Below are 23,907 nucleotides of genomic sequence, written 5' to 3'. Positions count from 1 at the left end.
CGAAAACCTAGGGAACCGCCGGGCTTCCGCCGGTCTGCACGGGCAGGCCGGCGGACGCCCAGGCCCGGAAGCCGCCGTCGAGGTCCGTCGCGTGCGGCAGACCCAGCCGTTGCAGGTCGGCCGCCGCGAGGCTCGACGAGTAGCCCTCGTTGCACAGCACGATCACCGTCGAGTCCGGCGTCACCGAGGGCAGCCGCCAGTCGCTGTCCGGCGCCAGCCGCCACTCCAGGTGGATCCGCTCGACGATCACCGCGCCGGGGATCTCGCCCTCGGCCTCGCGGTTGGCGAGGGGCCGGATGTCGACGAGCAGCGCGCCCGCCTCCTGCAGCTCGTGGGCCCGGGCCGGGGTCGCCCGGTCCAGGCCGGATCGGGCGGCGGCCAGGAGGGTGTCGATGGCGCTCATCGGCGCACGATAGCGGGCAGCGGCGGGATTTCGGCCGGAACGTCCGCGAGCGCCGTGTACTCGCGGGTCGCCACCAGCGGCGGTGAGTACGCGTGGACGCTCGCCGCGGGCCGGTCGCCGATGCCGGTGACCTGGTGGGCGCGCCCGGCGCCGAAGCCGATGCCGTCGCCCGCGGTGTGCGTGCGGCTTCGGATCGGGCCGCCGGGGTAGCGGTACTCCTCGTTCAGCTCGCCCTGCAGCACGGTGAACGAGCCGGACGCGCCGCCGTGGTCGTGCGGCTTAGTGTGCTGGCCGGGCAGCCAGGACAGCAGCCACAGCTCGACGCCGTCGGTCAGCGCCAGCCGGGCCCACCAGCGGCGGTCCTCGTCGAACCGCAGGATGTCCTGGACGTTCGCGGTCAGTTCGGTGGTCACGGTGGCGGTCAGGTCCGCCAGCTCACGCGGGGTCCACAGCAGCCGCGACGGGTGCAGCAGCTCGGGCAGCAGCGGGTCGGTCAGCTGCGGGTGGATTTCGACGGCGGGAAGGGTGATGGAGGTGGTCAACGCGGGGCTCCTCGGACGCGAAGGTGATTCGGGACGCGGGGGCGAGCACGGCGCCGGCCGCACGTCGGGAAGAGGACGCGCGGGGTCAGCGGAGCCGTGCCGGGGTACACCCGGCCGAGGCGACGAGGAGCAGGTCGATCGTGCGACGGCGCCAGAACGAGCCCCGGGTCACCGGGGTCACGGGCGCGTCGGCTGACATGCCCGTGATCCTGCCACAGCCCCGCCGGGCCCGGCACTTCCGGCGTGCGGCGTTCCACGTCGTGGACGTCCCCGACCTGCCGGTTAGCCATCTCACCCGGGCGGGTGCGCACGCGCGCGCGACGGCAGACAGAATGGGGTTCGTGAGCGAGCCGATCCAGCCCAGCGAACTTGACGACCTCGTGGTCCGGATGGCCGGTGTCGGCGTCCGCCGCGGGACCAACGACCTCCTCGCCGGCCTCGACTGGTCCGTGGAACTGGACGAGCGCTGGGTGGTGCTCGGCCCGAACGGCGCGGGCAAGACCACGCTGCTGCGCCTCGCCGCGGCCGAACTGCACCCGAGCACCGGCGAGCTCGACCTGCTCGGCGAGCGCATCGGCAAGGTCAACATCTTCGAGTTGCGCCCCCGCATCGGGTTCACCTCCGCCGCGATCGCCCAGCGCGTCCCGGGCGACGAGCTGGTGAAGGACGTCGTGGTGAGCGCCGGGTACGCCGTGGTGGGCCGGTGGCGTGAGGAGTACGACAAGCTCGACACCGAGCGCGCGACCGAGCTGCTGGGCGCGATGGGCATCGGGCACCTCGCCGACCGCACGTTCGGCACGCTGTCCGAAGGCGAGCGCAAGCGGGCCCTGATCGCCCGGTCCCTGATGACCGACCCGGAGATGCTGCTGCTGGACGAGCCGGCCGCCGGCCTCGACCTCGGCGGCCGCGAGGACCTCGTCGCGCGGCTGTCCGCGCTGGCCCTCGACCCGGACGCGCCGGCCATGGTGCTCGTCACCCACCACGTGGAGGAGATCCCGCCGGGGTTCACCCACGCGCTGCTCCTCCGCGACGGTCACGCGGTCGTGTCCGGCCTCGTCGACGACGTCATCACCAGCGAAAACCTCTCGAAGACGTTCGACCAGGACCTGGTGCTCGAACGCTCCGGGGATCGCTTCTTCGCCCGCCGTCGCTAGGCTGTGCTTACCGGGCAGTAACCTGTGTTGAACGGGCTCTCACCGGTAAAGAGTGGTTCGAGCCGAAGGCAACTCGTCGACTGAGGAGGAACGGGCGTGGGAGAGTTCGTATCGCTGGAGGTCAAGGACGGCGTCGGGACGATCCGGCTCGACCGGCCCCCGGTCAACGCCCTGAACGCCCAGGTCACCGCCGAGCTCGCGGAGCTGGCCAAGGAGGTCTCCGAGCGCGACGACGTGCGCGCCGTGATCCTCTACGGCGGTGAGAAGACTTTCGCCGGCGGCGCGGACATCAAGGAGATGGCCACCCGCACCTACCCGCAGATCGCGAAGTTCGGCGCCACCCTCACCGGGACGCTCGCCGCGATCGCCAACATCCCGAAGCCGGTCGTCGCCGCCATCACCGGCTACGCCCTCGGCGGCGGCCTCGAACTGGCGCTGACCGCGGACCGCCGCGTCGCCGGCGACAACGTCAAGGTCGGCCAGCCGGAGATCCAGCTCGGCGTCATCCCGGGCGCGGGCGGCACGCAGCGCCTGGCCCGGCTGATCGGCCCGAGCAAGACCAAGGACATCGTCTACACCGGACGGTTCGTCAAGGCCGAAGAGGCGCTGCGGCTGGGGATCGTCGACGAGGTCGTCGCCCCGGACGACGTCTACGCGGCCGCGCTCAAGTGGGCGTCCCAGTTCGCCAACGGCCCCGCTGTCGCCCTGCGCGCGGCGAAGGCGGCCATCGACGGCGGTCTCGACACCGACCTGGCGAACGGGCTCAAGCTCGAGTCGCACCTGTTCGCCGCGCTCTGGGCGACCGAAGACCAGCAGAACGGCATGAAGTCGTTCATCGAGAACGGCCCCGGCAAGGCCACTTTCGAAGGGAAATGACGCCTTGACCGACGTGAACGACCCGGCACCGCACCCGCACGCCACCGCGGCAGAGGTCCAGGCCGCCTGGGCCGACCCCAAGCTCGCGAACGTGCTGTACCACGACTGGGAAGCCGGCACCTACGACGAGAAGTGGTCCATCTCCTACGACGAGCGCTGCATCTCGTACGCGACGGACGTGTTCAACGCCGTCGCGGGTGATGACGGCCAGCCGTATCAGCACGCGATGGAGCTGGGCAGCGGCACGGGCTTCTTCCTGCTGAACCTGATGCAGGGCGGCGTCGCCAAGAAGGGCTCGGTCACCGACCTTTCGCCGGGCATGGTCCAGGTCGCGCTGCGCAACGCCGAGAGCCTCGGCCTCGACGTCGACGGCCGGGTCGCCGACGCCGAGCGGATCCCGTACGAGGACAACACGTTCGACCTGGTGGTCGGGCACGCGGTGCTGCACCACATCCCGGACGTCCAGGCGGCGTTCCGCGAGGTGCTGCGCGTGCTCAAGCCGGGCGGGCGGTTCGTGTTCGCCGGTGAGCCGACCAAGATCGGCGACACCTACGCCCGCAAGCTCGGCCAGCTCACCTGGTTCCTGACGACCAACGTGACGAAGCTGCCCGCGCTGAGCGGCTGGCGCCGGCCGCAGGAGGAGCTCGACGAGTCCTCGCGCGCCGCCGCGCTGGAGGCCGTCGTCGACATCCACACCTTCGACCCGTCGGAGCTGGAGTCGTGGGCCCGCGGCGCCGGTGCCCAGGACGTCCGCGCGGTCACCGAGGAGTTCGCCGCGGCGCTCGCCGGCTGGCCGATCCGGACGTTCGAAGCCGCGGTGCCGCAGGAGAAGCTGACCGTCCGCTGGCGGCTGTTCGCCTACAAGCTGTGGCTGCGGCTGTCCGTTGTGGACAAGAAGCTGCTGTCGAAGGTGCTGCCGCGCGAGCTGTTCTACAACGTGATGATCACCGGGACCAAGCGGCCGTCCTAAGTGCCTTATGCGTTCAGCCTCGACGACGTCGCCTACCTGCGCTCCGGCGCGGGTGTGGCGGCGCTCGCCGAGATCTCCGCGCGGCCGCTGACCGACCGCATCGCCGACGTCGCCGCTGTGCGCCGCCTGGTCGGCGAGCAGCACGCGGCCGCGGTGCTGGAAACCGCCGTGCTGCGCCGGAAAGCCGTCGGCAAACTGTCCGGTGTGGACTGGCTGTTCACCTCGGACGCGCTCCAGCAGGCGAGTGCGTCCCTCGTCGCGCGGCACCGGGCCCAGCGCCTGGCCGGCCTCGACGTCCACGACGTCACGTGCTCGGTCGGCGCGGACCTGGTCGAGATCGCCCGGGTGGCGCGGCACGCGCTCGGGTCCGATGTGGACCCGGTGCGGCTGGCGATGGCCCGGCACAACGGCTCGGCCGCCGGCGTCGCGTTCGGGCTCGCGCGAGCCGACGCGCTGCGGCCGGTGAGCCGCTCGGGCGTTGTCGTCGCCGACCCGGCCCGGCGTGACGCGACCGGGCGGCGGGCCTGGAAACCCGCGGACTTCACCCCGCCGCTCGACGGCCTGGTCGACGCCTACCCGGGGCGTCCGCTGTCGGTGAAGTGCGCGCCCGGCTTGGACTTCGCGATCGCGCCGTGGGCGGACGAGGTCGAGCTGGTGTCCCTCGACGGCCAGGTGCGCGAGTCCTGCCTGTGGCGTGGCCTGGGTACCGGCGTCACCCGCCGGGCGAGCGTGCTGCGCTCGGACGGGACACAGTGGACGGTCACCGACGCCGAACCGGACGAGCTGCCCACGCGCGAGCCGGGGGAGTGGATCGTCGACCCGGACGGCGCGGTCGTGCGGGCCGGGCTGGTCCGCCACTACGCGGCGCGGCACGGGCTGTGGCAGCTGGACGAACGCATCGCGTACCTGACCGGTGACACACCGCCGCCGGGCGTGCGCGCGTTCCGCGTCCTGGAGCAGGGCCCGTACAGCGAAAAGTCCCTGAAGTCCGTCCTCAAGCGACACGACGTCGGCCGGCTGGAGATCCTGATCCGCGGCCTGGACGTCGACCCGGACGCGTTGCGCCGCAGGCTGAAACCGCGCGGCTCGGCGGAAGCGTCGGTGGTTTTGACGCGGATCGGCCGCGCTCCCGTGGCATTCGTGTGCCGCGCCGAGCGGGTCTAGGTGAACAGGAACCAACGAAGGGTGGAACTCCGGGTGAACGTGACGTAGGTTCCCCGAGTCGCCAAGTCTTCACTGGAGGGTCGCCGTGTCCGGAAAATGGTCAGGTCTCGTCAAGCTCGCCGCCGCCGCGGCGATCGGTGCCACCATCGCTTCGGGGGCCACCGCGCTGGCCGGCTCGGACGACGCCACCGCCGCCCGCGCGAAGGAACCGGCCAACATCGGCCAGGTCAAGAACGACGTCAAGGCCTACTACGGCGACTACCTCGACGCCGCGGGCAAGCACCACTACTCCGACACGAGCAAGTTCGTGAAGGACACCAAGAACGTCGTCTCCGACGCGAAGCGCTACCTGCAGCAGCAGCTGGGCCGGGTGAAGAACCCGGCGATCGTGCTGGACGTCGACGACACCTCCGAGGTCACCTACGGCTGGGAGGCCGACAACGACTTCGGCTTCGACCCGGTCAAGCAGCAGCAGGCCATCGACAACGGCACCTTCGAGGTGAACAAGCCGGTGCTGGAGCTGACCAACTGGGCGGCCCAGCACGGTGTGAAGGTGTTCTTCCTGACCGGCCGCAACGAGCTGCAGGGCCCGCAGTCGCTCAAGAACCTCGCCAACGAGGGCTACCCGGCGCCGACGGCTGCGTTCTTCAAGCCGAAGGTGACCGCGCCCGACTACCTGCCGTGCGGCCTGACCTGCAACACCGTCCAGTACAAGTCGGGCACGCGGGCGCACATCGAGGCGACCGGCGCGAAGATCGTGCTGAACGTCGGTGACCAGTTCAGCGACCTCGAAGGCGGCCACGCGCTGCGGCCGACCAAGCTGCCGAACCCGATGTACTACCTGCCCTGACCCGGAATAACCGCCGGGTCCCGGGTGCTGGTCCCAGTACACGACTTCGTCGAGGAGCTGACATGCCGGAGAAGAAGGTGCTGGTCCCGGGCCCGGACCACCCGATCACCGTCGAGCCGACCAAGGCCCGCGTGGTGGTCAAGGCGGGCGGGCGCGTGGTGGCCGACAGCCGCAACGCGCTGACACTGCAGGAGTCGAACTACCCGGCGGCGCAGTACATCCCGCGGGCGGACGTCGACTTCAGCGTGCTGGAGCGGACCGACCACGAGACGTACTGCCCGTACAAGGGCGACAGCAGCTACTACAGCCTGAACGCCGGTGACGTGCAGGCGGAAAACGCGATCTGGACGTACGAGAAGCCGTACGACGCGGTCGCGTCGATCAAGGACCACGTCGCGTTCTACCCGAACGTCGTGGACTCGATCGAGCTGATCGAGGACTGACCTGGACCTCGACCTGCTGCGGACGTTCCTCGCGGTCCACCGCGCGGGCTCGCTGACCGGCGCGGCACCGTCACTGGGCTTGTCCCAGCCGACGGTGACCGCGCAGGTCAGGGCCCTGGAGGCGGAGCTGGGCCGGCAGCTGTTCGTCCGCCGCGCGCGAGGCGTCACGCCGACGTCGGTGGCCGACGAACTCGCGGCCCGCATCGCCCCGCACGTCGACGCGCTGACCGACGTCGCCCTGGGCCCCGCCGATCGTTTCGCGGTGCCGGTCCACCTGGCCGGACCGGCCGAGCTGACGACGGCCCGCGTCCTGCCCGCGCTGGCCGGGCTGGTGGCTTCCGGCTTGAAACTACGGGTGAGCTTCGGCCTGGCCGACGACCTGCTGGCCGGGCTGGCGCAGCGCCGTTTCGACCTGGTCGTCTCGACGATCCGCCCCCGCGGCCGCGGCTTCGCGGCAACACCGTTGACCGACGAGGAGTTCGTCCTGGTCGGCCCGCGCGGCTTCACCGGCGACCCGCGGACGGCGCCGTTGGTGGCGTACGCCGAGGACCTGCCCATCATCCGCCGCTACTGGCGCTCGGTGCTGGGCGTCCGGCCGCCGGCCGGGCCCGCGGTGGTGGTCCCGGACCTGCGCGGCGTGCTGACGTGCGTGCTCGCCGGCTTCGGCGTCAGCGTGCTGCCGCGGTACCTGTGCGCGGCCGAGCTGGCCTCGGGTGCGCTGGTCGCCCTGCTGGACCCGCCCGAACCACCGATCAACACGCTGTTCGTGGTGAGCAGGACCGAACCGTGCCGGGCGGGGCCCGCGGCGGTGCGGGACGCACTGCTCGCGGACGCCGCCCGGTGGTGACCCAGTGGTGACTCAGCCCGTGTAGCCGCGTTCAAACGAGCCGTTGGGTGAATCCTGCCGAGACCAACCGGTCGTAGGCGTCGCGCACGTGATTGGGTACTGCTTGAGGAATGGCGAATCCCTTTTCGGCGTAAACCGTGATTCGCTGGGTGTCACCGACGAGCATGGCGATCACGCGGTCGACATCTCCGATGCCGGCGATGTATTCGTCGAGCGGCAGGGTGAGGGATGCGCAGGTGACGTCGACTTCCGGCCAGAGCTTCCGGCAAGTCGCGTAGGCGCGTCGTTGCTGGTAGGGCCTGGAGACCAGGGTGACAGAGCTGACTTCGGTGCCGTGGTCTGCCAAGACTTGCCGCGTGAAGATGATGTTCTCTCCGGTGTTTCGCGCGTTGGGCTCGACGAGCACGGCTTGCGCCGGTACTCCGAGCTCGATGGCGCGTTCCCGGTAGTGAACGGCTTCACCGCGGGGGAAATTTTCGATCGTGGTCGGGGCATTCGCGCCGGTGAAGACGATCACGGGGAACAACTCGGCTTTGAAGAGCCCGGCCGCGCAGTCGGCGACGCCGAGGTCGTGGCTTCCGAGTCCGATACCGACGTCCGTGGGGTGTCGTTCGTGGTGCATGTCGTGGAAGTCCCAAAGCGTCTCCACGTCCGCGCGAAGCGCGTCAGGCAGGGACGCGGTGTGCTCGGGCACGGCTTCTCCGTCAGTCGGGGATCTTGAACGTATAGGACCACGAAAACCGGCTGGCGGCATGCACTCCGCGGGCGAACTCGACGACACGTCCGTTGGCGGTGAACGTACGTCGCAGCAACACCATGACCGGTTCCCCGGCCGGCAGCAGAAGCTGCGCGACTTCGCCAGGAGTGGGCATCCTGGCATGAATGGTCTCCGTCATCGTGTCAGGTTCGAGTCCTCGGAGGGTGAGGACCAGGAATCCACCGCCCCGGCCTGCCGGACCGGGTGTCGCATCGAGAAGACGAGTCCCTTCGACATCGGCGGGGCGGTAGTAGCTGGTCAGCGTGTGGGTCGGTTGGCCGGCATCTTTCACCAGCCGTGCCCGCTCGTACACCGGCGAGCCTGCCGGCACCCCGAGTGCTTCAGCGACTTCCGAGTCGGCTTCGACCTTGGTGACGGACTGCGTCTGATCCGTCGGCTGCCAACTCCGCCCGGAGGCCTCCCGGTCGGCGATGAACGGCACGACATCGCCGTACTTCCACTTGTTCTTGGCGTAGCGATCCGCGCCGAGCCGCTTCATCGGTGGCCGGGCGCGAACGACGGTGCCCCGCCGGCGGACGGGGGTGACCAACCCCTCGGCCTCGAGCACGCCGATCGCCTTGCGAACGGTGTTGACGTTCACCTGGAACTCGGCGGCCAGCTCCTCCTGTTTGGGCAGGGTCGTCTCGGGCGGGTAGTCGCCACGCTGGATGGCATCACGAAGGACGGTGGCCAGTTCGCGGTAGCCGATGCTCACTCGCTCCTCCTCCGGTCAGCGGGCCTGGTTAACGCTAGCGCTAACCAAGTTATCTGACCCATACCCACTTTAGAGATAGTTCTATTGTCTTGAGGCTGGCAATCTGTGTAAATAGAGATGTCTCTATGGGGCCTGGCGATGGAGGGTGTGATGGAGGGGGAAGCGGATGAAGACGACCGGAGGCGGTTTCGCCGATCCTGCCGGGTGCCTCGGGTCGTTGGGGCCGGTGCGACCTGGTTTGTCGAACCTCGCGGCTCGGTGTCGGTAGAAGAGACCGGTCCGGAGCCCGGGAATCCGCCGATGCCGGTCGTGACCGGGGCCGCCTCGGTGGTGTCGTTGGCGGTGCCGGAGGGGCCGGACGAGTGGCCGGGGTGCGTGGCGTTTCTCTTCCGGCTTCGCGACGCGATCGGCGAACTCGCGGAACTGCTGGCAAGCCGCGTGGCGGTTCCGGAGGGGAGCGACTGTGGCGGCTGAGGATCGGTGGCCTCGGACGCTGCGAGAGGCCCACGATGACGCGTTCGCGCGGATGCCGAGCCGGGAAGCCCCGGTCTCGGCGTGGGTGGAGTTCCGGCGGGTCAACGCCCGGATGTACCACGCGGTCGCCGATCTGGATCGGGGTCACCATCACGAGGCGCTGTACTGGTTCGGCCGGGAACTTCGGGAAGTCGAACGGCTGACCGAGAAACCGGAATGGAAGGCGGAATACGGACGGGAGGGATGGCGCTGATGAGCTTCACGCTGCCGGGCGGGGCCCGCGGCGGTGCGGGACGCACTGCTCGCGGACGCCGCCCGGTGGTGACCCAGTGGTGACTCAGCCGGTGTAGCCCGCGAAGATCTTCGCGAACTCGTACTTCGCCTGCGGCACGTTCGTGCACTTGTACAGCGCCCCGGTGCACGCGTTCGCGTCGCGGCCGGCTTCCCAGAACGACAGCATGCCCAGGTGGACCGTCTTGGCGAAGGCGACCAGCGCCTTGGCGTCCTTCTGGTAGAAGATCTCGTTCTGCGAGTCGTTGACGCCGATCATCGGGGTGACGCCGACCTTCTTCCACGCCGCCGCGTCGCTCAGGCCGTACAGCGACTTCAGCTGCGCCTGCGTGGCCTTCGCCGCGGAGATCGCCTTCGCGCCCTGGTCGCCCGCGCCCTGGTAGTAGTCCATGGCCATGATGTTGACCAGGTCCAGGTTCACCCCGGCGTCCTTGGCGGCCTTGACGACGTTGAGCCCGTTCGCGTCGAGGCCGGTGGGCAGCACCGGCAGGGTCAGCGAGATCTTCAAGCCCGGGTTGTTGGTCTGCAACGTCTTCAGCGCCTGCGAGCGGCGCGTGATCGACGCCGGGTCCGCGACGGCCGCGCCCTCGACGTCGATGTCGACGTACTTCAGGCCGTACGCCTTGACGACCGCGTCGTACTCGGCCGCGACCTGGGCGGACGTGGTGCACGCCTGGGCCAGCTCGATGCCGGACGCGCCGCCGAAGGAGATCTTGACGTCGCCGCCGGCGTTGCGGATCTTGGTGATCTCGTCCTTCTGCCAGGCCGTGCGCGGGTCGTACGCGCCGAACCAGCTGGCCTTGCAGCCGTAGGAGTTGACGAAGGCGAGCGTGAAGCCCTTGACGCCGCTCGCGGCCGACATCGCCGAGAGGCTGGGCGTCGGCCACGCGCCCATGTCGACGTAGGGGCCGACCGGGATCGGCGAGCCGGCCGCGGCGCCGGCGGGTGCCGCGAACCCGGTGGCCAGGACGGCCAGACCGCCCAAGGCGGCCAGGAGGGGACGGAGACGGGGGAGACGCATGGGGGGACCTCCACGACAAGCAGCGCGGCGGCGGGAATTCCGGACCTAATTGGTATAGACCATTAATGTGGTCCGGACCATAGGCCGTTCGGGGGCATGACGGCGGGTGACGGGGCGGAACCGGCCCCCACGACCGGTTCCGCCCGTTCTCACGCCGTCGCGCGCCGGCGTCCCCGGTCCAGCCACCACTGGGCGATCAGGAACGGGATCACCCAGCCGGGCCACGTCGTGAGCCCGGCGATCGCCTGGCCCAGCGCCAGTTCGCTGCCGCCGAACGTCGTGTCCAGCTGCCCGGGGAGCACGAGTGACCAGACGATCGCCCAGATCCGGTTGCTGATGATCGACATGCACAGCACGAAGCTGCGGATCATCCAGCGGCGGTGGTCGGCGAAGCGCCGGGCCCGCGCCATCCGGTAGCCCTGCACGGTGCAGCCGAACCAGAGTGTCGCGAGCAGCACGTTCGACACCGCGCCGACCGGCCCGAACGGCGCGGCGACCGCGATGGCGAACCCCGCGATCGACGCCGGGATGGCACCCGCGAAGACGTACACACGGCCGGTGCGGCGGTGCACGACCGGGTGCTTCCGCCGCAGCCACGGCCAGATCTGCAGCGAGCAGGTCACCATCGCGATGGTCGCGAAGCCGATGTGCGTGACCAGCACGGGGTAGTACCAGCCGACGCCGTCCGGGGCCGGGATCCGCGACTCCGCCGGGTCCAGCCCGAGGTAGGGCGGGAGCGAGTACACCAGGAACACCGTGACGATCAGGCCCAGCGGGAACACCCACGGCCGGCGCCACCACGGCGTGGCGCGCCGGGTCCCGCTCGGGCTCGCCGGTTTCTCTGTCGTGGTCATGCCGTCCCCCTGTCTCGTACGCTGTATCGGCACCGTATTGACCAGCGCGAAGACGCGGCAATCCATGCTGCCGAGAATGGGTGAGTACCCTGGAAGTGTTCTAGTCGACCGGGCGAAGTGTTCTAGTACGGATCGAGGGGTGCTCGTGGCCGAGCAGGCGCCGTACCTGCGGATCGCGGCGGACCTGCGGCGCCGGATCACCGCCGGTGAGCTGCGGCCCGGCGAGCGGGTGCCGTCCACCCGGTCGCTGGTGCGCGAGTGGGGCGTGGCGATGGCGACCGCGGCGAAGGCGCTGACCGTGCTGGGCGAGCAGGGCTGGGTGCGCGCGGTGCCGGGCAGCGGCACGGTGGTGAGCGACCGGACCCCGCAGAAGCCGCCGCTGGGCCGGGCGCGGCTCGTCCGGGCGGCCATCGCGCTGGCGGACGCCGAGGGCCGCGGGGCGCTGTCGATGCGCCGGCTCGCGGCCGAGCTCGGCGTCGGCCCGATGGCGCTGTACCGGCACGTCCCGGACAAGGACGAGCTGGTCCGGCTGATGGCCGACACCGCGCTCGGAGCCGAGGAGCTGCCCGAGCCGGGCCCGGCGCGGTGGCGGCCGCGGCTGGAGCTGGCCGCGCGGACGCAGTGGCGGGCCTACCGGCGGCACCCGTGGCTCGCGCCGGTGCTGCTGAACTCGCTGGTGCGGCCGCCGGTGGTGCCCAGCGGGCTGCGGCTGGTCGACTGGATGCTGCGGGCGCTGGCCGGCACCGGGCTGCACCGGCGGACGAAGCTGCAGGTGATCATGACGCTCAACGGCTGGGTCGGCGGCCTCGCGGTGAGCCACGCCATCGAGGTCGAAACCGAGCAGGACACCGGCATCACCGGCTCCCAGCGGGTCGAGGCCGACATGGCGGTGCTGGCCGGGCACCTCGAGTCGGGCCGGTTCCCGGCGCTCGCGGACACGATCACCGGCCTGGCCGACGTCGACCTCGACGAGGCGTTCGAGTTCGGCCTGCGGGTCCAGCTCGACGGAATCGCCGTGCTGCTGCGGGAGTCCTAGACTCGTCGTGGTGCGGCTCATCACGGAACGGCTCACGTTGCACGCGTGGTCCGAGGCCTTCTTCGACGACCTGTTCGCGCTGGCCCAGGTGCCCGAGACGGTCCGGTACGTCGGCACCGGTGAGCCGTGGACCCGGGAGTACACCCTCGCCAAGCACCGCGCGACGCTCGCGCACTGGGCCGAGCACGGCTTCGGCTGGTTCGCGGTGTCGGCGGCGCCGGGCTCGTTCGACGGCGTGGTGTCGCTGGTGTGCCGCGACAACATCGAGTCGGGCCTCGGCCACCCCGCGGTGGAGATGGGCTGGTGGATCGCCCAGCCGTGCTGGGGCCGCGGTTACGCGACCGAAGCGACGACGGCGGTGCGCGACCACGTCTTCGCGTCCGGCTTCGCCGATCGGCTGCTGGCGATCTACGAACCGGCGAACGCGGCGTCGGCGCGGGTGGTGGCGAAGCTCGGGTTCGCGCCGCACAGCACGTTCCCGGTCGCCGGGCGCCGGCAGCAGCGGGCGGTGCTGAACCGCCCGCGCTGAGGGCCCCGAACGCCCCAATGTGGCGTTGGGTGCGTCTGACGCACCCAATGTGGCGTTCGGTGCGTCCAACGCACCCAACGCCACATTGGGGCGCATTGGTCAAGCGGGCGCCGGGATCGGGATATCGCCGACCCAGCGGTGGATCGCTTCGGCCAGCCCGGTGTCGTCCGAGCCGGTCGTCAGCCAGGCGACGTGGCCGTCCGGGCGCAGCAGCAGTGCGCCGACGTCCGAAGTGGACTGTGCGGCGACCACGTCGATTCCCGGTGCCCACGCGGCGAAGGCGCGCTCGGGCGTCAGGTCGAGGAGCACCGGACGGCCGGGGTGCAGCAGCGCGGCGAGGTGGGTCACCTCGCCCCGCAGGGGGAGGTCCGGGGCGAGGCGGCCGAGCCACGGGTGCCCGGCCGGCTCGTAGCGGGCGTCGAGGCCGGTGATGATCTCGGCCAGCGCGAGCTTGCCCGCGGGGTGCGTGGCGACGCGGCGCATCAGGTCGGCCAGCGGTTCCGCCGCCGCGGCCTCCGAGAGCGCGACCTGCGCCCGGGTGTTGGCCAGGATGTGTTCGCCCGCCGCGTGCCGCTCGGCGTGGTAGGTGTCGAGCAGGCCCTCGGGCGCGGTCCCGCGCACCGTCGCGGCGAGCTTCCAGCCGAGGTTGAACGCGTCGTCGAGCGCGACGTTGACGCCGATCGCGCCGGCCGGCGGGTGGATGTGCGCGGCGTCGCCGGCCAGCAGGACCCGGCCTTCGCGGTAGCGCTCGGCCAGCCGGGCCGCGTCGCCGAACCGGGTCAGCCAGCGCGGTTCACGCAGCTCGACGTGCCGGCCGAGCACATTGTCCACTTGGGATTGGAGCCGGTCGAACGTGACGGGTGTGTCCTTGTCCGCGGGCGGGTCGTCCTCCCGGACGATGATCCGGACGTACCCCGGCCGCGGGATGACGAACAGCGTCCGGCCGTCCGGGCCGGCCGAAACCCCGTACGGCAGCTCGCATTCGACGTCGCCGAGCAGTGCGAACCACCGCGCGTCGACGCCGGGGAAGCCGATCCCGGCCCGCTTGCGCACGGTGCTGCGCCCGCCGTCGCAGCCGGCGAGGTACCGCGCCCGGACGGTCAGTCCATTGTGGATCTCCACGGTGACGCCGTCCGCGTCCTGCGTGAAGCTCCGCAGTTCGTGGCCGCGCGACAGTTCCGCGCCGAGGTCGAGCGCACGGGCTTCCAGGACCTCCTCGACCCGCGTCTGCGGGATGCCGAGGGAGAACGGGTGGTCGGTGGTGGCGCCGTCGAGCAGCAGCGGCTCGGGCATGCCGGTCGCCGGCGCGTGCGGCACCTGGTGTCCTTCGGCGACCAGGCCTTCGGCCAGCCCGCGCCGCGCCAGCAGGTCCAGCGACCGCGAGTTCAGGTTGAAGCCACGGCAGTACGGCGGCTTTTCCGGGAGCCGTTCGACGACGGTGGTTCGCACGCCGGCCAGCGCGAGCTCCGCGGCGAGCAGCAGGCCGGCGGGTCCGGCGCCGGCGACGAGGACGTCGGTTTCGAGATCGGGCACGGTCTTCCCCTCAGAAGGTTTCGGGCCAGGGCAGGGAGCCACTGCGGATTTCGGCGGCCGTGCGGCGGGCCCAGTCGAGCTCGGCCTGCCACGCGTGCCGGACGTACTCGACCTCGATCATGAACAGCCGCGGCGCGCCCTGGCCGACCGTGCCCGCCAACGCCGTCTCCGCGCCTTCGACGCGGGCGGCGAGGTGGCGGGCGCGTTCTTCCAGCGCGTCGGCGGCGCGCTCGGGCCCGAGCGCGCCGAGGTAGCTGACCGCCGCGACGAACTTCGGGTACTCGTCGACCGGCACGCGCACGAGCTCGTCCAGCCAGGCGACGAACTCCTGCCGGCCGAGCTCGGTGTGCGTGTAGACGGTCCGCTCCGGCCGGTTGCCCTCCCGGACCGTCTCGACCGGCTCGATCCAGCGGTGCTTGGCCAGGGATTCCACGGTGTCGTAGAGCGACCCCGGGTTGATCTTGAAGCTGGAGTCCTTGTGCCGTTCGCGCAGCGTGGACGCCATTTCGTACGGGTGCATCGGGCGTTCCAGCAGCAGGCCCAGCAGGGCCAGCGCCAGGGTGTTGCGAATCTTGCGGGCTGCCATGGTCTTCAGTCGCTCCCTATTAGTCGGTTCCGACTATACGGGTGCGGTCAAGTCAGGTTCCCGATGCGGGTAAGCAACAGGGCGCGGAGCATGGCGTACTGCGATATCGACAGTTCGAGGAGCCGGGCTCGCGGCGGCGCGAGCTGGTGGACCTGCTGACCGAGGCGACGATGCGGCACCGACTGAGCTTCGTCTCGGCGAACACACTCGAGTCGGTGCACCACGTCTGACGTCAGCGCACGTCGAGCGCCGTCACCCCGGAGACGTAGCGGCCGCTCGGCGTGATCGCGTTCTGCGGGTTCGTCGCCGAGGGCGCGGTCAACAGCTGGAGCGCGGTGTACCTCGCCGACGTCACCGGCGCGACGCCCGCCCTGGCGTCCCTGGGCTACTTCGCCTTCTCGACGACGATGATCGCGATCCGCCTGGTCGCCGACCGGGTCGTGGCCCGGACGGGCGCGGTGCGGTTCGCGCGCGTGGCGACCGCGGTCGCGGTGCTGGGGTTCGCCGTGGTTCTGTTCGCGCCGTGGCCGATCGCCGTGGTGCTCGGGTTCGCCGTGGTCGGGCTCGGTGTGGCCGGGATCGTGCCGATCGCGTGGAGCGTGGCGAGCCGCAAGCAGGCGGACAAGCCGGGCCAGGCGGTGGCCGCCGTCGCCGCCTGCGGTTACCTGGGGTTCCTGGTCGAGCCGGTCCTGGTCGGCGCGCTCGCGACGCGGGTCGGGCTGCACTGGGCGTTGTCGTCGGCGGTCGTGGTGACGCTCGGGATCTTCGCGCTGGCGCCGTCACTGCGGGAAGCCAGCCGCCGCAGCCCCTCGGCCGACGGAGTGCCCGGCGCCGCGGTGTAGACGAGCAGCCGGTGCTCGTGGCCCGGGACCGCGAGGATCTCGCAGTCGAGCTCCAACGCGCCGGCCACCGGGTGGACGGTCCGCTTGGTCAGCGTCCGCTGCACCGCGACCTCCCGCTCGGCCCACAGCCGGGCGAACTCCGGGCTCGTTTCCCGCAGCTCGTCCACGAGCGACCGGACCGCCGGATCGGCCGGGTACCGGCCGCTCGCGCGCAGGTCCGCGACGCACAGCCGGGCCAGGTCCAGCCGGTTGCCGGTGATCGTGTCGCCGGTGTCGAACAGTCGGCGCAGCCGGTTGCGACGCCGTGGCGGCCAGCCGGCCGGGTCGCCGATCAGCGCGACGAGCATCCGGTTCCAGGCGACCATGTCGAACCCGGCGTCGATCACCATCGCGGGCACGTCGTCGAGGCGGTCGAGCAGCCGCAGGACGTTGGCGGGCACTTCGCGCGGCGGGGTCACCGGTGCCGGGTGGGCCAGCCGCCGCAGGTAGGCGTGCTCGTCGCCGGTCAGCCGCAGCGCCCGCCCGAGCGCGGCGAGGACCTGCTCCGACGGCCTCGGCCCGCGGCCCTGCTCGAGCCGCACGTAGTAGTCGACGGAGATCCCGGCCAGCAGCGCGACTTCCGTGCGCCGCAACCCCGGCGTCTGGCGTCGCGGGCCGGGCACGAGCCCGACGTCGCCCGGCTGCAGCCGCGCGCGGCGGCTGCGCAGGAAACCGCTCAGTTCCACGCTGTCCACCGTGCCATCATCACCCCGGCCCGGGGTGGTACCGATTGGCCTACCCCGGTCGCCCGGATCGGGACGAGCCTGGGCGCATGACGATTCTGGTGACCGGAGCCCGCGGGAACGTCGCCCGCGCGCTGGTGGGACAGCTGCTCGACGCGGGGCAGCCCGTACGCGCGGCCGGCCGGGACCCGAGCCGCGCCCGGCTGCCCGGCGGCGTCGAAGTGGTCGCGGCCGACCTGGCCCGGCCCGAGAGCTGGGACGCGGCCCTGAACGGCGTCACGAAGGTGTTCCTCTACGCCGGGACGGCCGGGCTCGGCGGGTTCCTCTCCCGCGCGGGCGGCCTGGCGCAGGTGGTCCTGCTGTCCGCGGCGGGCGCCGACCCGACGTCGGACGACGCCATCACCCGCGCCCACGGCGAAGCCGAACAGGCGGTGCGCGGCTCGGGAATCCCGTGGACGTTCCTGCGTCCGGGCGGGTTCGCGGCCAACCGGCTGCTGTGGACCGAGCCGATCCGGACGGCCGGCGTGGTGCGCGACCCGTTCCCCGGCTCGCACTCGGCGCTGATCCACGAGTCGGACATCGCCGCCGTCGCCGCGTGCGCGCTGACGGCGGCCGGGCACCTCGGCGCGGAGTACACGCTGACCGGGCCCGAGTCGCTGACCGTGCGGCGCCAGGCCGAGCTGATCGGGCTCGCCACCGGGCGGCCGGTGCGCGTCGAAGTCCAGGACCTCGACGACTACCGCCGTGAGCTGACGACGGCGTTCAAAGTGCGGGGCCTGGGCGCGGTCGGTTCGGCGGACGTCGTCGAAGCGCGGATCCGGCGGCTGGCAGCGCTGGTGGACCGGCCCCAGCCGACGACGGAGACGGTCCAGGTGGTGACCGGCCGCCCGGCGCGTGGCTTCACGGAATGGGCCGCGGACCACGCCGCCGATTTCGCCTGAACACTCAGGCTTCGTGCTCGCGCAGCAGCCTGCGGACGGCTTTCCGGTCACCCTCGATCGTGACGCGGCCGTCGGCGAGCGCGGCGTCGAGGCCGGCGGGCTTTTCGAGGAGTGCGTTGAGGGTGTGCGGGTCGGTTCGGACGACGGCGTCCGGATCGGCCGGCTCACCCGGCTCGACGGTCAGCCGCCCAGGTTCGGTGCGGACCGTCCACACGCGACTGTCCAGTTCGACGCGGTAGCAGGCATTCCCGCGCGGGCGCGCGGAGCCGCGGAGGAACAGCAGCACCGACGTCGCGCCGAGCGTCGCATCCCGGGGGAGCGGGACTTGCGCGGCCCACGCGCCCAGCGCGAGCACGATCGGCTCCAGCTCCCGGCCCCACGCGGTCAGCTCGTAGACCGTCGAACCGGCGGGCGGCGGCAGCGTCCGGCGAGTCACGACGCCCCGGCCTTCAAGCTCGCGAAGCCGGTCGGTGACCAGGTTCGAACTGGCACCCGGCAGCGCGCGGCGGACGTCGGAAAACCGTTGCGGCCCCAGGAGCAGCTCGCGCACGACGAGCAGCGCCCACCGCTCTCCGACGACGTCGAGCGCGCGGGCGGTGGCGCACGCGTCTCCGTAGCTGCGACTGGTCGGCATGACGCTAATTTACAACCTTGAGGTTGTTTTTAACAACTACCGTGGCCTACGGTGAGGCTCTGGACGTCGAACGGAAGGAACCGGTCATGGCCTCTCCGGTCGTGCACTTCGAGATCATCGGCACCGACCCGGCCCGGCTGCGCGGGTACTACGGCGAGCTGTTCGGCTGGGAGTTCGACACGTCGGGCCCGGTGTCGGACCAGGTGTCGGAGCCGGGAAACTACGGCTTCGTCGAAACGGACGGCATCCCGGGAGGCGTCGGCGGCGGCGCGTCTTTCACGCGGCAGACGGTGTTCTACGTGGGCGTCCCGGACGTCGCGGCGGCGCTGGAGCAGGCCGAACGCCTGGGCGGCACGCGCCGCATGGGCCCGGACCGCGCGCCGGGCCGCGACCTGGTGGTCGCCCACTTCACCGACCCGGAAGGCAACCTGATCGGCCTCGCGGGCCCGGCCTGACCGAAGCTCAGTGCTCCTCGGCCGTGCCCTGGACGTCGGCGCGGCACGCCTCCAGGAACCGTTCGCCCGCTTCGCTGATCCCGGTCAGCACCCGGTCGAGGCTTTCCTTGCGCACCAACGTTTCCTCAGTGTCCAGTGTGGCGTCCAGTTCGGCGAGGACGCCGTTCACGCCGTTGCGGGCCGCCTTCCACAGTTCCTTGCCGCGACGGCGGGGTTCGTCGGTGCCGAAGAGCTCCACCTGGTTGTACGCCTTGCGGAGCTCGCCGCGGCGTTCGCGCCATCGGGCCTCGACCGTCTCCCGGTTCTTCAGCAGCCCGGGGAACTCCGACCGGATCAGCTGGAACGCTTCCTCGCTCGCCGTCGAAAGGCCGGCGTACGCCTTGACGCGCTCGTCGCGCAGCCAGGTGGCGCGGTCCGCCGCGCGCTTCCGCGCTTCGGTCAGCTGGGTCGCCTTCAGCTTGCGACCCTCCACGAACGTCGTGGTCAGCAGGGTCAGCACCACCCCGCCGAGCGTCGCGCCGACGGTGATCAGCTGCGTGGTCGTCCCCGAGTCCATGCCGGGATCATCCCAGGGCGTCGTAAACCGCCTGGACGTACGTGCCGCTGCGGTCGGAGCCGATGACGCCCGGGCCCATCCGGTTCATCATGTACGAGATCGTCAGCCGCCGGTCGAGGTCCATGATGATCATCGAACCGCCCCAGCCGCCCCAGAAGCAGATGCGGCCGTCCGGGATCCACGGCACCGCCTCCCGCAGCGGCAGCCCGTAGCCGATGCCCCAGCGCAACGGGACGCCGAGCCCGAGGTCGACGCCGTTGGCCTGTTCCTCGAAGATCACGTCGATCGTGTCCGGGCCGAGCAGGCGGACGCCGTCGACCGTGCCGCCGCGGGCCAGCGCCGACAGCATCCGCGCGACCGACCGCGCGTTGCCGTGCCCGTTCACCGCGCCCAGGTCCGCGCGGCGCCACGCCGGCGTGTTCGCCACGTTCGCGTCGATGACCGGCCCGGTCAGCGTCTTGACGATCACGCTGTCCGCGCCCAGCGCCACGAGGTCGAACTCCGCGGGCGGCGGCGGGACGACGTCCGCGATCCGGTCCCAGTCCGCTTCGGCGGCCCCGATCTGGAAGTCGGCGCCCAGCGGCCCGGCGATCTCCTCGGCGACGAACGCCTTCAACGGCTTCCCGCTCACCCGGCGGACGACCTCGCCGACCAGGTGCCCGAAGTTCGCCGCGTGGTAGCCCGAAGCCGTCCCGGGCGTCCACCACGGCGCCTGCGCGGCCATCCGGGCGGTCGACGTCTCCAGGTCGTAGAGGTCCTCGACCGCCGCGGGCTGCTCCAGGCCGGAGACGCCGGAAGTGTGCGACAGCAGGTGCCGGACCTCGACGTCCTCCTTGCCGTTGGCCGCGAACTCCGGCCAGTACCTCGCGACCGGCGCGTGGACGTCGAGGTCGCCGCGGTCGACGAGCATCAACGCGGCCAGGCTGGTCACGGTCTTCGTCGTCGACCACACGTTGGTGATGGTGTGCTCGTCCCACGGGACGGTGCGGGACTGGTCGCGGAAGCCGCCCCAGAGATCGACGACGACGTCGCCGTCGAGGTCGACGACGAGGGACGCGCCCAGTTCGTCACCGGTGTCGACGTTCTTCTCGAGCGCGGCGCGGACGTCGTCGAAGCGGGCGTCGTGCGTTCCGTGGATGTCGGTCATGCGACCTACGGTAGAACCTGACATTGATGTCAGGGGCAAGAGTGAACGCCGTGCGCTATCCCGGATCGAGGTCCCGCGCCCGGTCGACGGCCACCATGTTCTCCTCCGCCCAGTTCCGCAGCGCGGCGAGCGGCACTTCGAGCGACCGGCCCAGGTCCGTCAGCCGGTAGTGCACCTTCGGCGGCACTGTCGCCTCCACCCGGCGCGCGACCAGGCCGTCGCGCGTCAGGCTCCGCAAGGTCACCGACAGCATCTTCTGCGAGACACCCGGCATTCGCCGTTGCAGCTCGGCGAACCGCACTTCATCCGGCTCGGCCTCGGCCAGCACCTTGACCGCCATCGACGTCCACTTCGTGCCGATCCGGTCCAGCAGCCGGCGCGTCGGGCACTTCGGGTCGAAGAGGTCGCCTCTTCCGGAGGGGGGCACCTGGAGCTCACCACCTGTCGTGAAAGTGCCTTCTTGGCTCTTGGAACGCTGTTACCTACCGTTTGGTAGTAACCAATGGTAACTGTGGAGGAGACAGCGTGCGCGAGTATCGGGTCGAAGCGAACGGCATCGAGATCAACGTCGCCGACGCCGGGGAAGGGCCCGCGGTCCTGCTGTTGCACGGCTTCCCGCACACCTGGCGGCTCTGGTCGGAGGTCATCCCGCACCTGGCTCGCGACCACCGCGTCCTCGCGCCGGACCTGCGTGGTCTCGGCGCGACGACGCGCGCCGACGGCGGCTACGACGCCGGAAACCTCGCCCTGGACGCCGAGGCCCTCCTCGACGCGCTGGGCGAGCCGACGGCGGCGGTCGTCGGCATCGACGCGGGCACCCCACCCGCGTTCTTGCTCGCGCTGCGACGCCCCGAGCGCGTCCGGCGGCTCGTCCTGATGGAGTCGCTGCTCGGCCGGCTGCCCGGCGCCGAAGCCTTCCTCGCCGGCGGCCCGCCGTGGTGGTTCGGCTTCCACGCCGTGCCCGGCCTCGCCGAGACGGTCCTGGCCGGCCACGAAGCGGACTACATCGGCTGGTTCCTGGACGCCGGCACGCGCGGCCGTGGGGTAGCACCGGAGATCCGCGACCACTTCGTCGCCGCGTACACCGGGCGCGAATCCCTGCGGTGCGCGTTCGAGCACTACCGCGCCATGCCCACGAGTGCCGCGCAGATCGCGGAGGTCGGTCGTCTCACGGTGCCGACACTGGCGATCGGTGCTCACCCGGTCGGCGACACTCTCGCGAACCAGTTGCGGCCGATCGCCGACGACCTCACGGCGCACCTCGTCGAGGACTGCGGGCACATCGTCCCGCTGGACCGCCCGGACGTCCTGGTGCCCCTGCTGACTTCTTTCCTTGACCTCGACCTTACTGGAGCTTCAAGACTGGCGCCATGACGATCTGGATCTGCGGAACCTGCGGGGTCGAGCACCCCGACACCGAACAACCCCCGGCCGGCGTGTGCGCGATCTGCGCGGACGAACGGCAATGGGTGCCCGCCTCCGGTCAGGTGTGGACCACCCTGGAGAAACTCGCGGCCGACAGCCGCGAAGTCGTGCACCACGAACTGGAACCGGGCCTGCACCGGTTCAACCGCGAACCGCCGTTCGGCATCGGCCAGTGGACGCACCTCGTGCGGACGTCCGAAGGCAACCTGCTGTGGGACCCGCCGAACCACCTCGACCCGGCCCTGGTCGCGAAGATCGAGGAGCTGGGCGGGGCCGCGGTGATCGTGGCCAGCCACCCGCACATGTACGGCTCGCAGGTCAGCTGGAGCCACCGCCTCGGGCGCGTCCCGGTGCTGGTGCACGCCGCCGACCGGCGGTGGGTGCGGCGCGAGGACCCGGTGCTGCGGGAGTGGTCCGGCACCGAGCGGGTCCTGCCCGGCGTGACGCTCGTCGAGGCGGGCGGCCACTTCCCCGGCGCCGCCGTGGCCCACGTCGGCAACGACACCGGCGGCGTGCTGCTGACCGGCGACACGATCGTGCCCGTCGTGGACGCGGGCTGGGTGACGTTCATGCGCAGCTACCCGAACAAGATCCCGCTTTCCGCGGGGCTGGTGCGGCGGATCGTCGACCGGCTCGAGCCGTACGAGTTCGATCGGCTGTACGGCCTGCTGGGCGGGACGGTGCTCGGTGACGCGAAGGGCGCGGTGCGCCGGTCCGCGGAGCGCTACATCGACTGGGTGAGTGGCGCGAACGACCACCTCGGCTGAACGGGAATCGCGCACCCGAAAGAAGTATTTCCTCGCCCCCTTCAATTTATAGCCGACCCCGGGGCTTGCGGCAAGGCCGGGGTGATGCCGCAGAATGGCCCGCCGTAGGCCGTGAACAGGGGAAATGGGGATTCTTAAGTGCGTGTTTTGCTGACGACGTGGGGATCGCGCGGGGACGTCGAACCGCTGGTGGGGCTCGCGGTGGCGTTGCGGGAGCTGGGGGCGGAGGCGCTGGTCGCGGCGCCGCCGGACGACGATTTCGTGGCGCTGCTGGAGCGGGCCGGGGTCCCGCTGGTGCCGCTCGGCCCGACGGTGCATTCGGTGGTCGCCAACCCGAAACCGCCGACCGGGGCGGACGCGTTCAAGCTCGCTCCCGCACTGGTCGCCGCGCGGTTCGAAACGCTCGGCGCGGTGGCCGGGGAATGTGACGTGCTGCTGGCGACCGGCCTGTTGCCGGCCGGCGCCCGGGACGTGGCCGAAAAGCGGGGCATCCCGTACGTGTACGCGTGTTTCCACATCTTCGGGCTGCCGTCGCGGCAGTTCGCGCCGGGCATGCGGCCGGGCACGCCGTCACCGGCCGAGGAGACCGACCTCGAGGTGCGGTGGGCGCAGGACGCCGAGCGGGTGAACGCGCTGTACGGCCCGGAGTTGAACAGCCGGCGGGCGGCGATCGGCCTGCCGCCGGTGGACAACGTCCGCGACCACGTGTTCACCGACCGGCCGTGGCTGGCGGCGGACCCGGCGCTGTGCCCGTCCGAGGGCATGACGAACCTCGACCTGGTGCAGTCCGGGGCGTGGATCCTGCCCGACGACCGGCCGCTGCCGGACGACCTGGAGGCGTTCCTGGACGCCGGCGAACCGCCGGTCTACGTGGGCTTCGGCAGCATGGCCGCGTACGCCCCGGAGGGCATCGCCCGCGAAGCCACCGAAGCGGCCCGCGCGCAGGGCCGCCGGGTCGTCCTCGGCCGCGGCTGGGCCGGCCTGACCGCGATCGACGACGCCGAGGACTGCTTCGTCGTCGGCGAGGTCAACCAGCAGGCGCTGTTCCGCCGGGTGGCCGCGGTCGTCCACCACGGCGGCGCGGGCACCACGACCACGGCCGCCCGGGCGGGCGCGCCCCAGGTGGTGGTGCCCCGGATCGCGGACCAGCCGTACTGGGCGGAGCGGGTGGCCGGGCTGGGCATCGGAGTAGCGCACGAGGGCCCGACCCCGACGGCCGAGTCGCTGTCGGCCGCCTTCACCACGGCCCTGACGCCCGAGATGCGGACCCGAGCCCAATCGGTGGCGGGCACGATCCGCGACGACGGGGCGACGGTGGCCGCGAAGACGCTCCTCGACGTCGCGAGCCAGGGACGTCAGTAGCCGGGTGAGCC

The 23,907-nt window shown here is 71.5% G+C and carries 29 protein-coding genes and 1 pseudogene; 17 read left to right on the top strand and 13 right to left on the bottom strand.

Annotated elements, in window-relative coordinates:
- Positions 1–7: 7 nt before the first annotated feature.
- Positions 8–403 carry a rhodanese-like domain-containing protein gene (locus tag ACLJQZ_RS19485; protein WP_410621395.1) on the bottom strand — a complete coding sequence of 132 codons (396 nt, stop codon included), beginning with the start codon at positions 401–403 and terminating at the stop codon, positions 8–10.
- Positions 400–945, bottom strand: a complete 546-nt coding sequence (locus ACLJQZ_RS19480) for a cysteine dioxygenase (RefSeq protein ID WP_410621394.1) — start codon at positions 943–945, stop codon at positions 400–402. Before ACLJQZ_RS19480 ends, ACLJQZ_RS19485 begins: the two co-directional genes overlap by 4 nt.
- 332 nt (positions 946–1,277) lie before the next feature.
- Between ACLJQZ_RS19480 and ACLJQZ_RS19475 the strand changes: the two genes are divergently transcribed.
- The 7 genes from ACLJQZ_RS19475 (at position 1,278) to ACLJQZ_RS19445 (ending at position 7,249) form a co-directional block, all read left to right on the top strand.
- Entirely contained in the window at positions 1,278–2,099 is an 822-nt protein-coding gene (locus ACLJQZ_RS19475) for an ABC transporter ATP-binding protein (RefSeq protein WP_410621393.1), read from the top strand.
- Positions 2,100–2,195: 96 nt separating this feature from the next.
- Positions 2,196–2,975, top strand: coding sequence for an enoyl-CoA hydratase/isomerase family protein (locus ACLJQZ_RS19470; protein WP_410621392.1), 780 nt, complete (start codon positions 2,196–2,198; stop codon positions 2,973–2,975).
- A 4-nt stretch (positions 2,976–2,979) separates the two neighbouring features.
- Positions 2,980–3,945, top strand: a complete 966-nt coding sequence (locus tag ACLJQZ_RS19465) for a class I SAM-dependent methyltransferase (RefSeq protein WP_410621391.1) — start codon at positions 2,980–2,982, stop codon at positions 3,943–3,945.
- Positions 3,946–5,109: a THUMP-like domain-containing protein gene (locus ACLJQZ_RS19460; RefSeq protein WP_410621390.1), complete on the top strand. Its 1,164-nt coding sequence runs from the start codon at positions 3,946–3,948 to the stop codon at positions 5,107–5,109.
- Positions 5,110–5,194: 85 nt separating this feature from the next.
- A complete protein-coding gene (locus ACLJQZ_RS19455) occupies positions 5,195–5,959 on the top strand; it encodes an HAD family acid phosphatase (protein WP_410621389.1) in 765 nt (254 codons plus the stop codon).
- 62 nt (positions 5,960–6,021) lie between these two features.
- Positions 6,022–6,402 carry a DUF427 domain-containing protein gene (locus ACLJQZ_RS19450; protein ID WP_410621388.1) on the top strand — a complete coding sequence of 127 codons (381 nt, stop codon included), beginning with the start codon at positions 6,022–6,024 and terminating at the stop codon, positions 6,400–6,402.
- Position 6,403: 1 nt separating this feature from the next.
- On the top strand, positions 6,404–7,249 hold the full coding sequence (locus tag ACLJQZ_RS19445) for a LysR family transcriptional regulator (RefSeq protein ID WP_410621512.1): 846 nt from the start codon (positions 6,404–6,406) through the stop codon (positions 7,247–7,249).
- 31 nt (positions 7,250–7,280) lie between these two features.
- Here the strand turns inward: ACLJQZ_RS19445 and ACLJQZ_RS19440 are convergent, their stop codons facing one another.
- Complete coding sequence (locus ACLJQZ_RS19440) at positions 7,281–7,943, bottom strand: YdcF family protein (RefSeq protein ID WP_328646413.1); 663 nt, start codon at positions 7,941–7,943, stop codon at positions 7,281–7,283.
- Positions 7,944–7,953: 10 nt separating this feature from the next.
- Positions 7,954–8,721, bottom strand: coding sequence for a GntR family transcriptional regulator (locus ACLJQZ_RS19435; protein WP_410621387.1), 768 nt, complete (start codon positions 8,719–8,721; stop codon positions 7,954–7,956).
- 300 nt (positions 8,722–9,021) lie between these two features.
- Here ACLJQZ_RS19435 and ACLJQZ_RS19430 point away from each other — a divergent pair, with 300 nt between their 5' ends.
- Positions 9,022–9,195, top strand: a complete 174-nt coding sequence (locus ACLJQZ_RS19430; protein ID WP_410621386.1) for a hypothetical protein — start codon at positions 9,022–9,024, stop codon at positions 9,193–9,195.
- Positions 9,185–9,448: an AMED_5909 family protein gene (locus ACLJQZ_RS19425; protein ID WP_410621385.1), complete on the top strand. Its 264-nt coding sequence runs from the start codon at positions 9,185–9,187 to the stop codon at positions 9,446–9,448. The genes ACLJQZ_RS19430 and ACLJQZ_RS19425 overlap by 11 nt, the downstream gene beginning before the upstream one ends.
- Before the next feature lie 84 nt (positions 9,449–9,532).
- Here the strand turns inward: ACLJQZ_RS19425 and ACLJQZ_RS19420 are convergent, their stop codons facing one another.
- Positions 9,533–10,507, bottom strand: a complete 975-nt coding sequence (locus tag ACLJQZ_RS19420; protein WP_410621384.1) for a chitinase — start codon at positions 10,505–10,507, stop codon at positions 9,533–9,535.
- 149 nt (positions 10,508–10,656) lie between these two features.
- A complete protein-coding gene (locus ACLJQZ_RS19415; RefSeq protein WP_410621383.1) occupies positions 10,657–11,361 on the bottom strand; it encodes a DUF2306 domain-containing protein in 705 nt (234 codons plus the stop codon).
- 145 nt (positions 11,362–11,506) lie between these two features.
- Here ACLJQZ_RS19415 and ACLJQZ_RS19410 point away from each other — a divergent pair, with 145 nt between their 5' ends.
- Both ACLJQZ_RS19410 and ACLJQZ_RS19405 read left to right on the top strand, forming a co-directional pair.
- Positions 11,507–12,397 carry a TetR/AcrR family transcriptional regulator C-terminal domain-containing protein gene (locus ACLJQZ_RS19410; RefSeq protein WP_410621382.1) on the top strand — a complete coding sequence of 297 codons (891 nt, stop codon included), beginning with the start codon at positions 11,507–11,509 and terminating at the stop codon, positions 12,395–12,397.
- 10 nt (positions 12,398–12,407) lie between these two features.
- The gene (locus ACLJQZ_RS19405; RefSeq protein ID WP_410621381.1) at positions 12,408–12,926 is read left to right on the top strand and encodes a GNAT family N-acetyltransferase; all 519 of its coding nucleotides are present in this window, start codon (positions 12,408–12,410) and stop codon (positions 12,924–12,926) included.
- A gap of 99 nt (positions 12,927–13,025) precedes the next feature.
- On the opposite strand, the gene ACLJQZ_RS19400 is transcribed toward ACLJQZ_RS19405, so the two are convergent.
- Positions 13,026–14,459, bottom strand: a complete 1,434-nt coding sequence (locus ACLJQZ_RS19400; RefSeq protein WP_410621380.1) for an FAD-dependent monooxygenase — start codon at positions 14,457–14,459, stop codon at positions 13,026–13,028.
- Positions 14,460–14,469: 10 nt separating this feature from the next.
- Positions 14,470–15,045 carry a PadR family transcriptional regulator gene (locus ACLJQZ_RS19395; RefSeq protein WP_410621379.1) on the bottom strand — a complete coding sequence of 192 codons (576 nt, stop codon included), beginning with the start codon at positions 15,043–15,045 and terminating at the stop codon, positions 14,470–14,472.
- A gap of 281 nt (positions 15,046–15,326) precedes the next feature.
- Here ACLJQZ_RS19395 and ACLJQZ_RS19390 point away from each other — a divergent pair.
- A pseudogene (locus ACLJQZ_RS19390) lies at positions 15,327–15,791 on the top strand (MFS transporter); the annotation flags it as partial.
- Here ACLJQZ_RS19390 and ACLJQZ_RS19385 read toward each other — a convergent pair.
- A complete protein-coding gene (locus ACLJQZ_RS19385; RefSeq protein WP_410621378.1) occupies positions 15,707–16,621 on the bottom strand; it encodes a helix-turn-helix transcriptional regulator in 915 nt (304 codons plus the stop codon). The pseudogene ACLJQZ_RS19390 and the gene ACLJQZ_RS19385 sit on opposite strands and share 85 nt — an antisense overlap.
- 77 nt (positions 16,622–16,698) lie before the next feature.
- On the opposite strand from ACLJQZ_RS19385, the gene ACLJQZ_RS19380 reads away from it, so the two are divergent.
- Complete coding sequence (locus ACLJQZ_RS19380) at positions 16,699–17,550, top strand: SDR family oxidoreductase (protein WP_410621377.1); 852 nt, start codon at positions 16,699–16,701, stop codon at positions 17,548–17,550.
- A 4-nt stretch (positions 17,551–17,554) separates the two neighbouring features.
- Here ACLJQZ_RS19380 and ACLJQZ_RS19375 read toward each other — a convergent pair whose 3' ends face one another.
- Positions 17,555–18,184, bottom strand: coding sequence for a winged helix-turn-helix transcriptional regulator (locus ACLJQZ_RS19375; protein ID WP_410621376.1), 630 nt, complete (start codon positions 18,182–18,184; stop codon positions 17,555–17,557).
- Positions 18,185–18,270: 86 nt separating this feature from the next.
- Between ACLJQZ_RS19375 and ACLJQZ_RS19370 the strand changes: the two genes are divergently transcribed.
- Positions 18,271–18,639, top strand: a complete 369-nt coding sequence (locus tag ACLJQZ_RS19370; RefSeq protein ID WP_410621375.1) for a VOC family protein — start codon at positions 18,271–18,273, stop codon at positions 18,637–18,639.
- A gap of 7 nt (positions 18,640–18,646) precedes the next feature.
- On the opposite strand, the gene ACLJQZ_RS19365 is transcribed toward ACLJQZ_RS19370, so the two are convergent.
- From ACLJQZ_RS19365 to ACLJQZ_RS19355, 3 genes are read right to left on the bottom strand one after another with little or no spacing between them, the layout of a single operon-like run.
- Positions 18,647–19,195 (bottom strand): hypothetical protein, encoded by a 549-nt coding sequence (locus tag ACLJQZ_RS19365; protein ID WP_410621374.1) that lies wholly within the window; start codon positions 19,193–19,195, stop codon positions 18,647–18,649.
- 7 nt (positions 19,196–19,202) lie between these two features.
- Positions 19,203–20,342 (bottom strand): serine hydrolase domain-containing protein, encoded by a 1,140-nt coding sequence (locus tag ACLJQZ_RS19360; protein WP_410621373.1) that lies wholly within the window; start codon positions 20,340–20,342, stop codon positions 19,203–19,205.
- A 55-nt stretch (positions 20,343–20,397) separates the two neighbouring features.
- The gene (locus ACLJQZ_RS19355) at positions 20,398–20,769 is read right to left on the bottom strand and encodes a winged helix-turn-helix transcriptional regulator (protein ID WP_410621372.1); all 372 of its coding nucleotides are present in this window, start codon (positions 20,767–20,769) and stop codon (positions 20,398–20,400) included.
- 98 nt (positions 20,770–20,867) lie between these two features.
- Here ACLJQZ_RS19355 and ACLJQZ_RS19350 point away from each other — a divergent pair, with 98 nt between their 5' ends.
- The 3 genes from ACLJQZ_RS19350 (at position 20,868) to ACLJQZ_RS19340 (ending at position 23,896) form a co-directional block, all read left to right on the top strand.
- Positions 20,868–21,716, top strand: coding sequence for an alpha/beta fold hydrolase (locus ACLJQZ_RS19350; RefSeq protein ID WP_410621371.1), 849 nt, complete (start codon positions 20,868–20,870; stop codon positions 21,714–21,716).
- Entirely contained in the window at positions 21,713–22,534 is an 822-nt protein-coding gene (locus ACLJQZ_RS19345) for a hydrolase (protein ID WP_410621370.1), read from the top strand. The genes ACLJQZ_RS19350 and ACLJQZ_RS19345 overlap by 4 nt, the downstream gene beginning before the upstream one ends.
- A gap of 138 nt (positions 22,535–22,672) precedes the next feature.
- On the top strand, positions 22,673–23,896 hold the full coding sequence (locus ACLJQZ_RS19340) for a glycosyltransferase (protein ID WP_410621369.1): 1,224 nt from the start codon (positions 22,673–22,675) through the stop codon (positions 23,894–23,896).
- The last annotated feature ends 11 nt before the right edge of the window (positions 23,897–23,907 follow it).

This window comes from Amycolatopsis sp. cmx-8-4 (assembly GCF_046548675.1).
GTDB lineage: Bacteria > Actinomycetota > Actinomycetes > Mycobacteriales > Pseudonocardiaceae > Amycolatopsis.
Note: the sequence above shows the minus strand (reverse complement) of the source record. Positions and strands in the feature narration are given on the sequence as shown.

What these genes read in the sequence shown, in the direction of transcription:
- ACLJQZ_RS19380 (WP_410621377.1), top strand. Translation starts at nt 16,699, where the DNA reads ATGACGATTCTGGTGACCGGAGCCCGCGGGAACGTCGCCCGCGCGCTG.
- ACLJQZ_RS19395 (WP_410621379.1), bottom strand. Translation starts at nt 15,045, where the DNA reads ATGGCAGCCCGCAAGATTCGCAACACCCTGGCGCTGGCCCTGCTGGGC.
- ACLJQZ_RS19485 (WP_410621395.1), bottom strand. Translation starts at nt 403, where the DNA reads ATGAGCGCCATCGACACCCTCCTGGCCGCCGCCCGATCCGGCCTGGAC.
- ACLJQZ_RS19360 (WP_410621373.1), bottom strand. Translation starts at nt 20,342, where the DNA reads ATGACCGACATCCACGGAACGCACGACGCCCGCTTCGACGACGTCCGC.
- ACLJQZ_RS19415 (WP_410621383.1), bottom strand. Translation starts at nt 11,361, where the DNA reads ATGACCACGACAGAGAAACCGGCGAGCCCGAGCGGGACCCGGCGCGCC.
- ACLJQZ_RS19430 (WP_410621386.1), top strand. Translation starts at nt 9,022, where the DNA reads ATGCCGGTCGTGACCGGGGCCGCCTCGGTGGTGTCGTTGGCGGTGCCG.
- ACLJQZ_RS19450 (WP_410621388.1), top strand. Translation starts at nt 6,022, where the DNA reads ATGCCGGAGAAGAAGGTGCTGGTCCCGGGCCCGGACCACCCGATCACC.
- ACLJQZ_RS19345 (WP_410621370.1), top strand. Translation starts at nt 21,713, where the DNA reads ATGACGATCTGGATCTGCGGAACCTGCGGGGTCGAGCACCCCGACACC.
- ACLJQZ_RS19420 (WP_410621384.1), bottom strand. Translation starts at nt 10,507, where the DNA reads ATGCGTCTCCCCCGTCTCCGTCCCCTCCTGGCCGCCTTGGGCGGTCTG.
- ACLJQZ_RS19375 (WP_410621376.1), bottom strand. Translation starts at nt 18,184, where the DNA reads ATGCCGACCAGTCGCAGCTACGGAGACGCGTGCGCCACCGCCCGCGCG.
- ACLJQZ_RS19365 (WP_410621374.1), bottom strand. Translation starts at nt 19,195, where the DNA reads ATGGACTCGGGGACGACCACGCAGCTGATCACCGTCGGCGCGACGCTC.
- ACLJQZ_RS19370 (WP_410621375.1), top strand. Translation starts at nt 18,271, where the DNA reads ATGGCCTCTCCGGTCGTGCACTTCGAGATCATCGGCACCGACCCGGCC.
- ACLJQZ_RS19475 (WP_410621393.1), top strand. Translation starts at nt 1,278, where the DNA reads ATGGGGTTCGTGAGCGAGCCGATCCAGCCCAGCGAACTTGACGACCTC.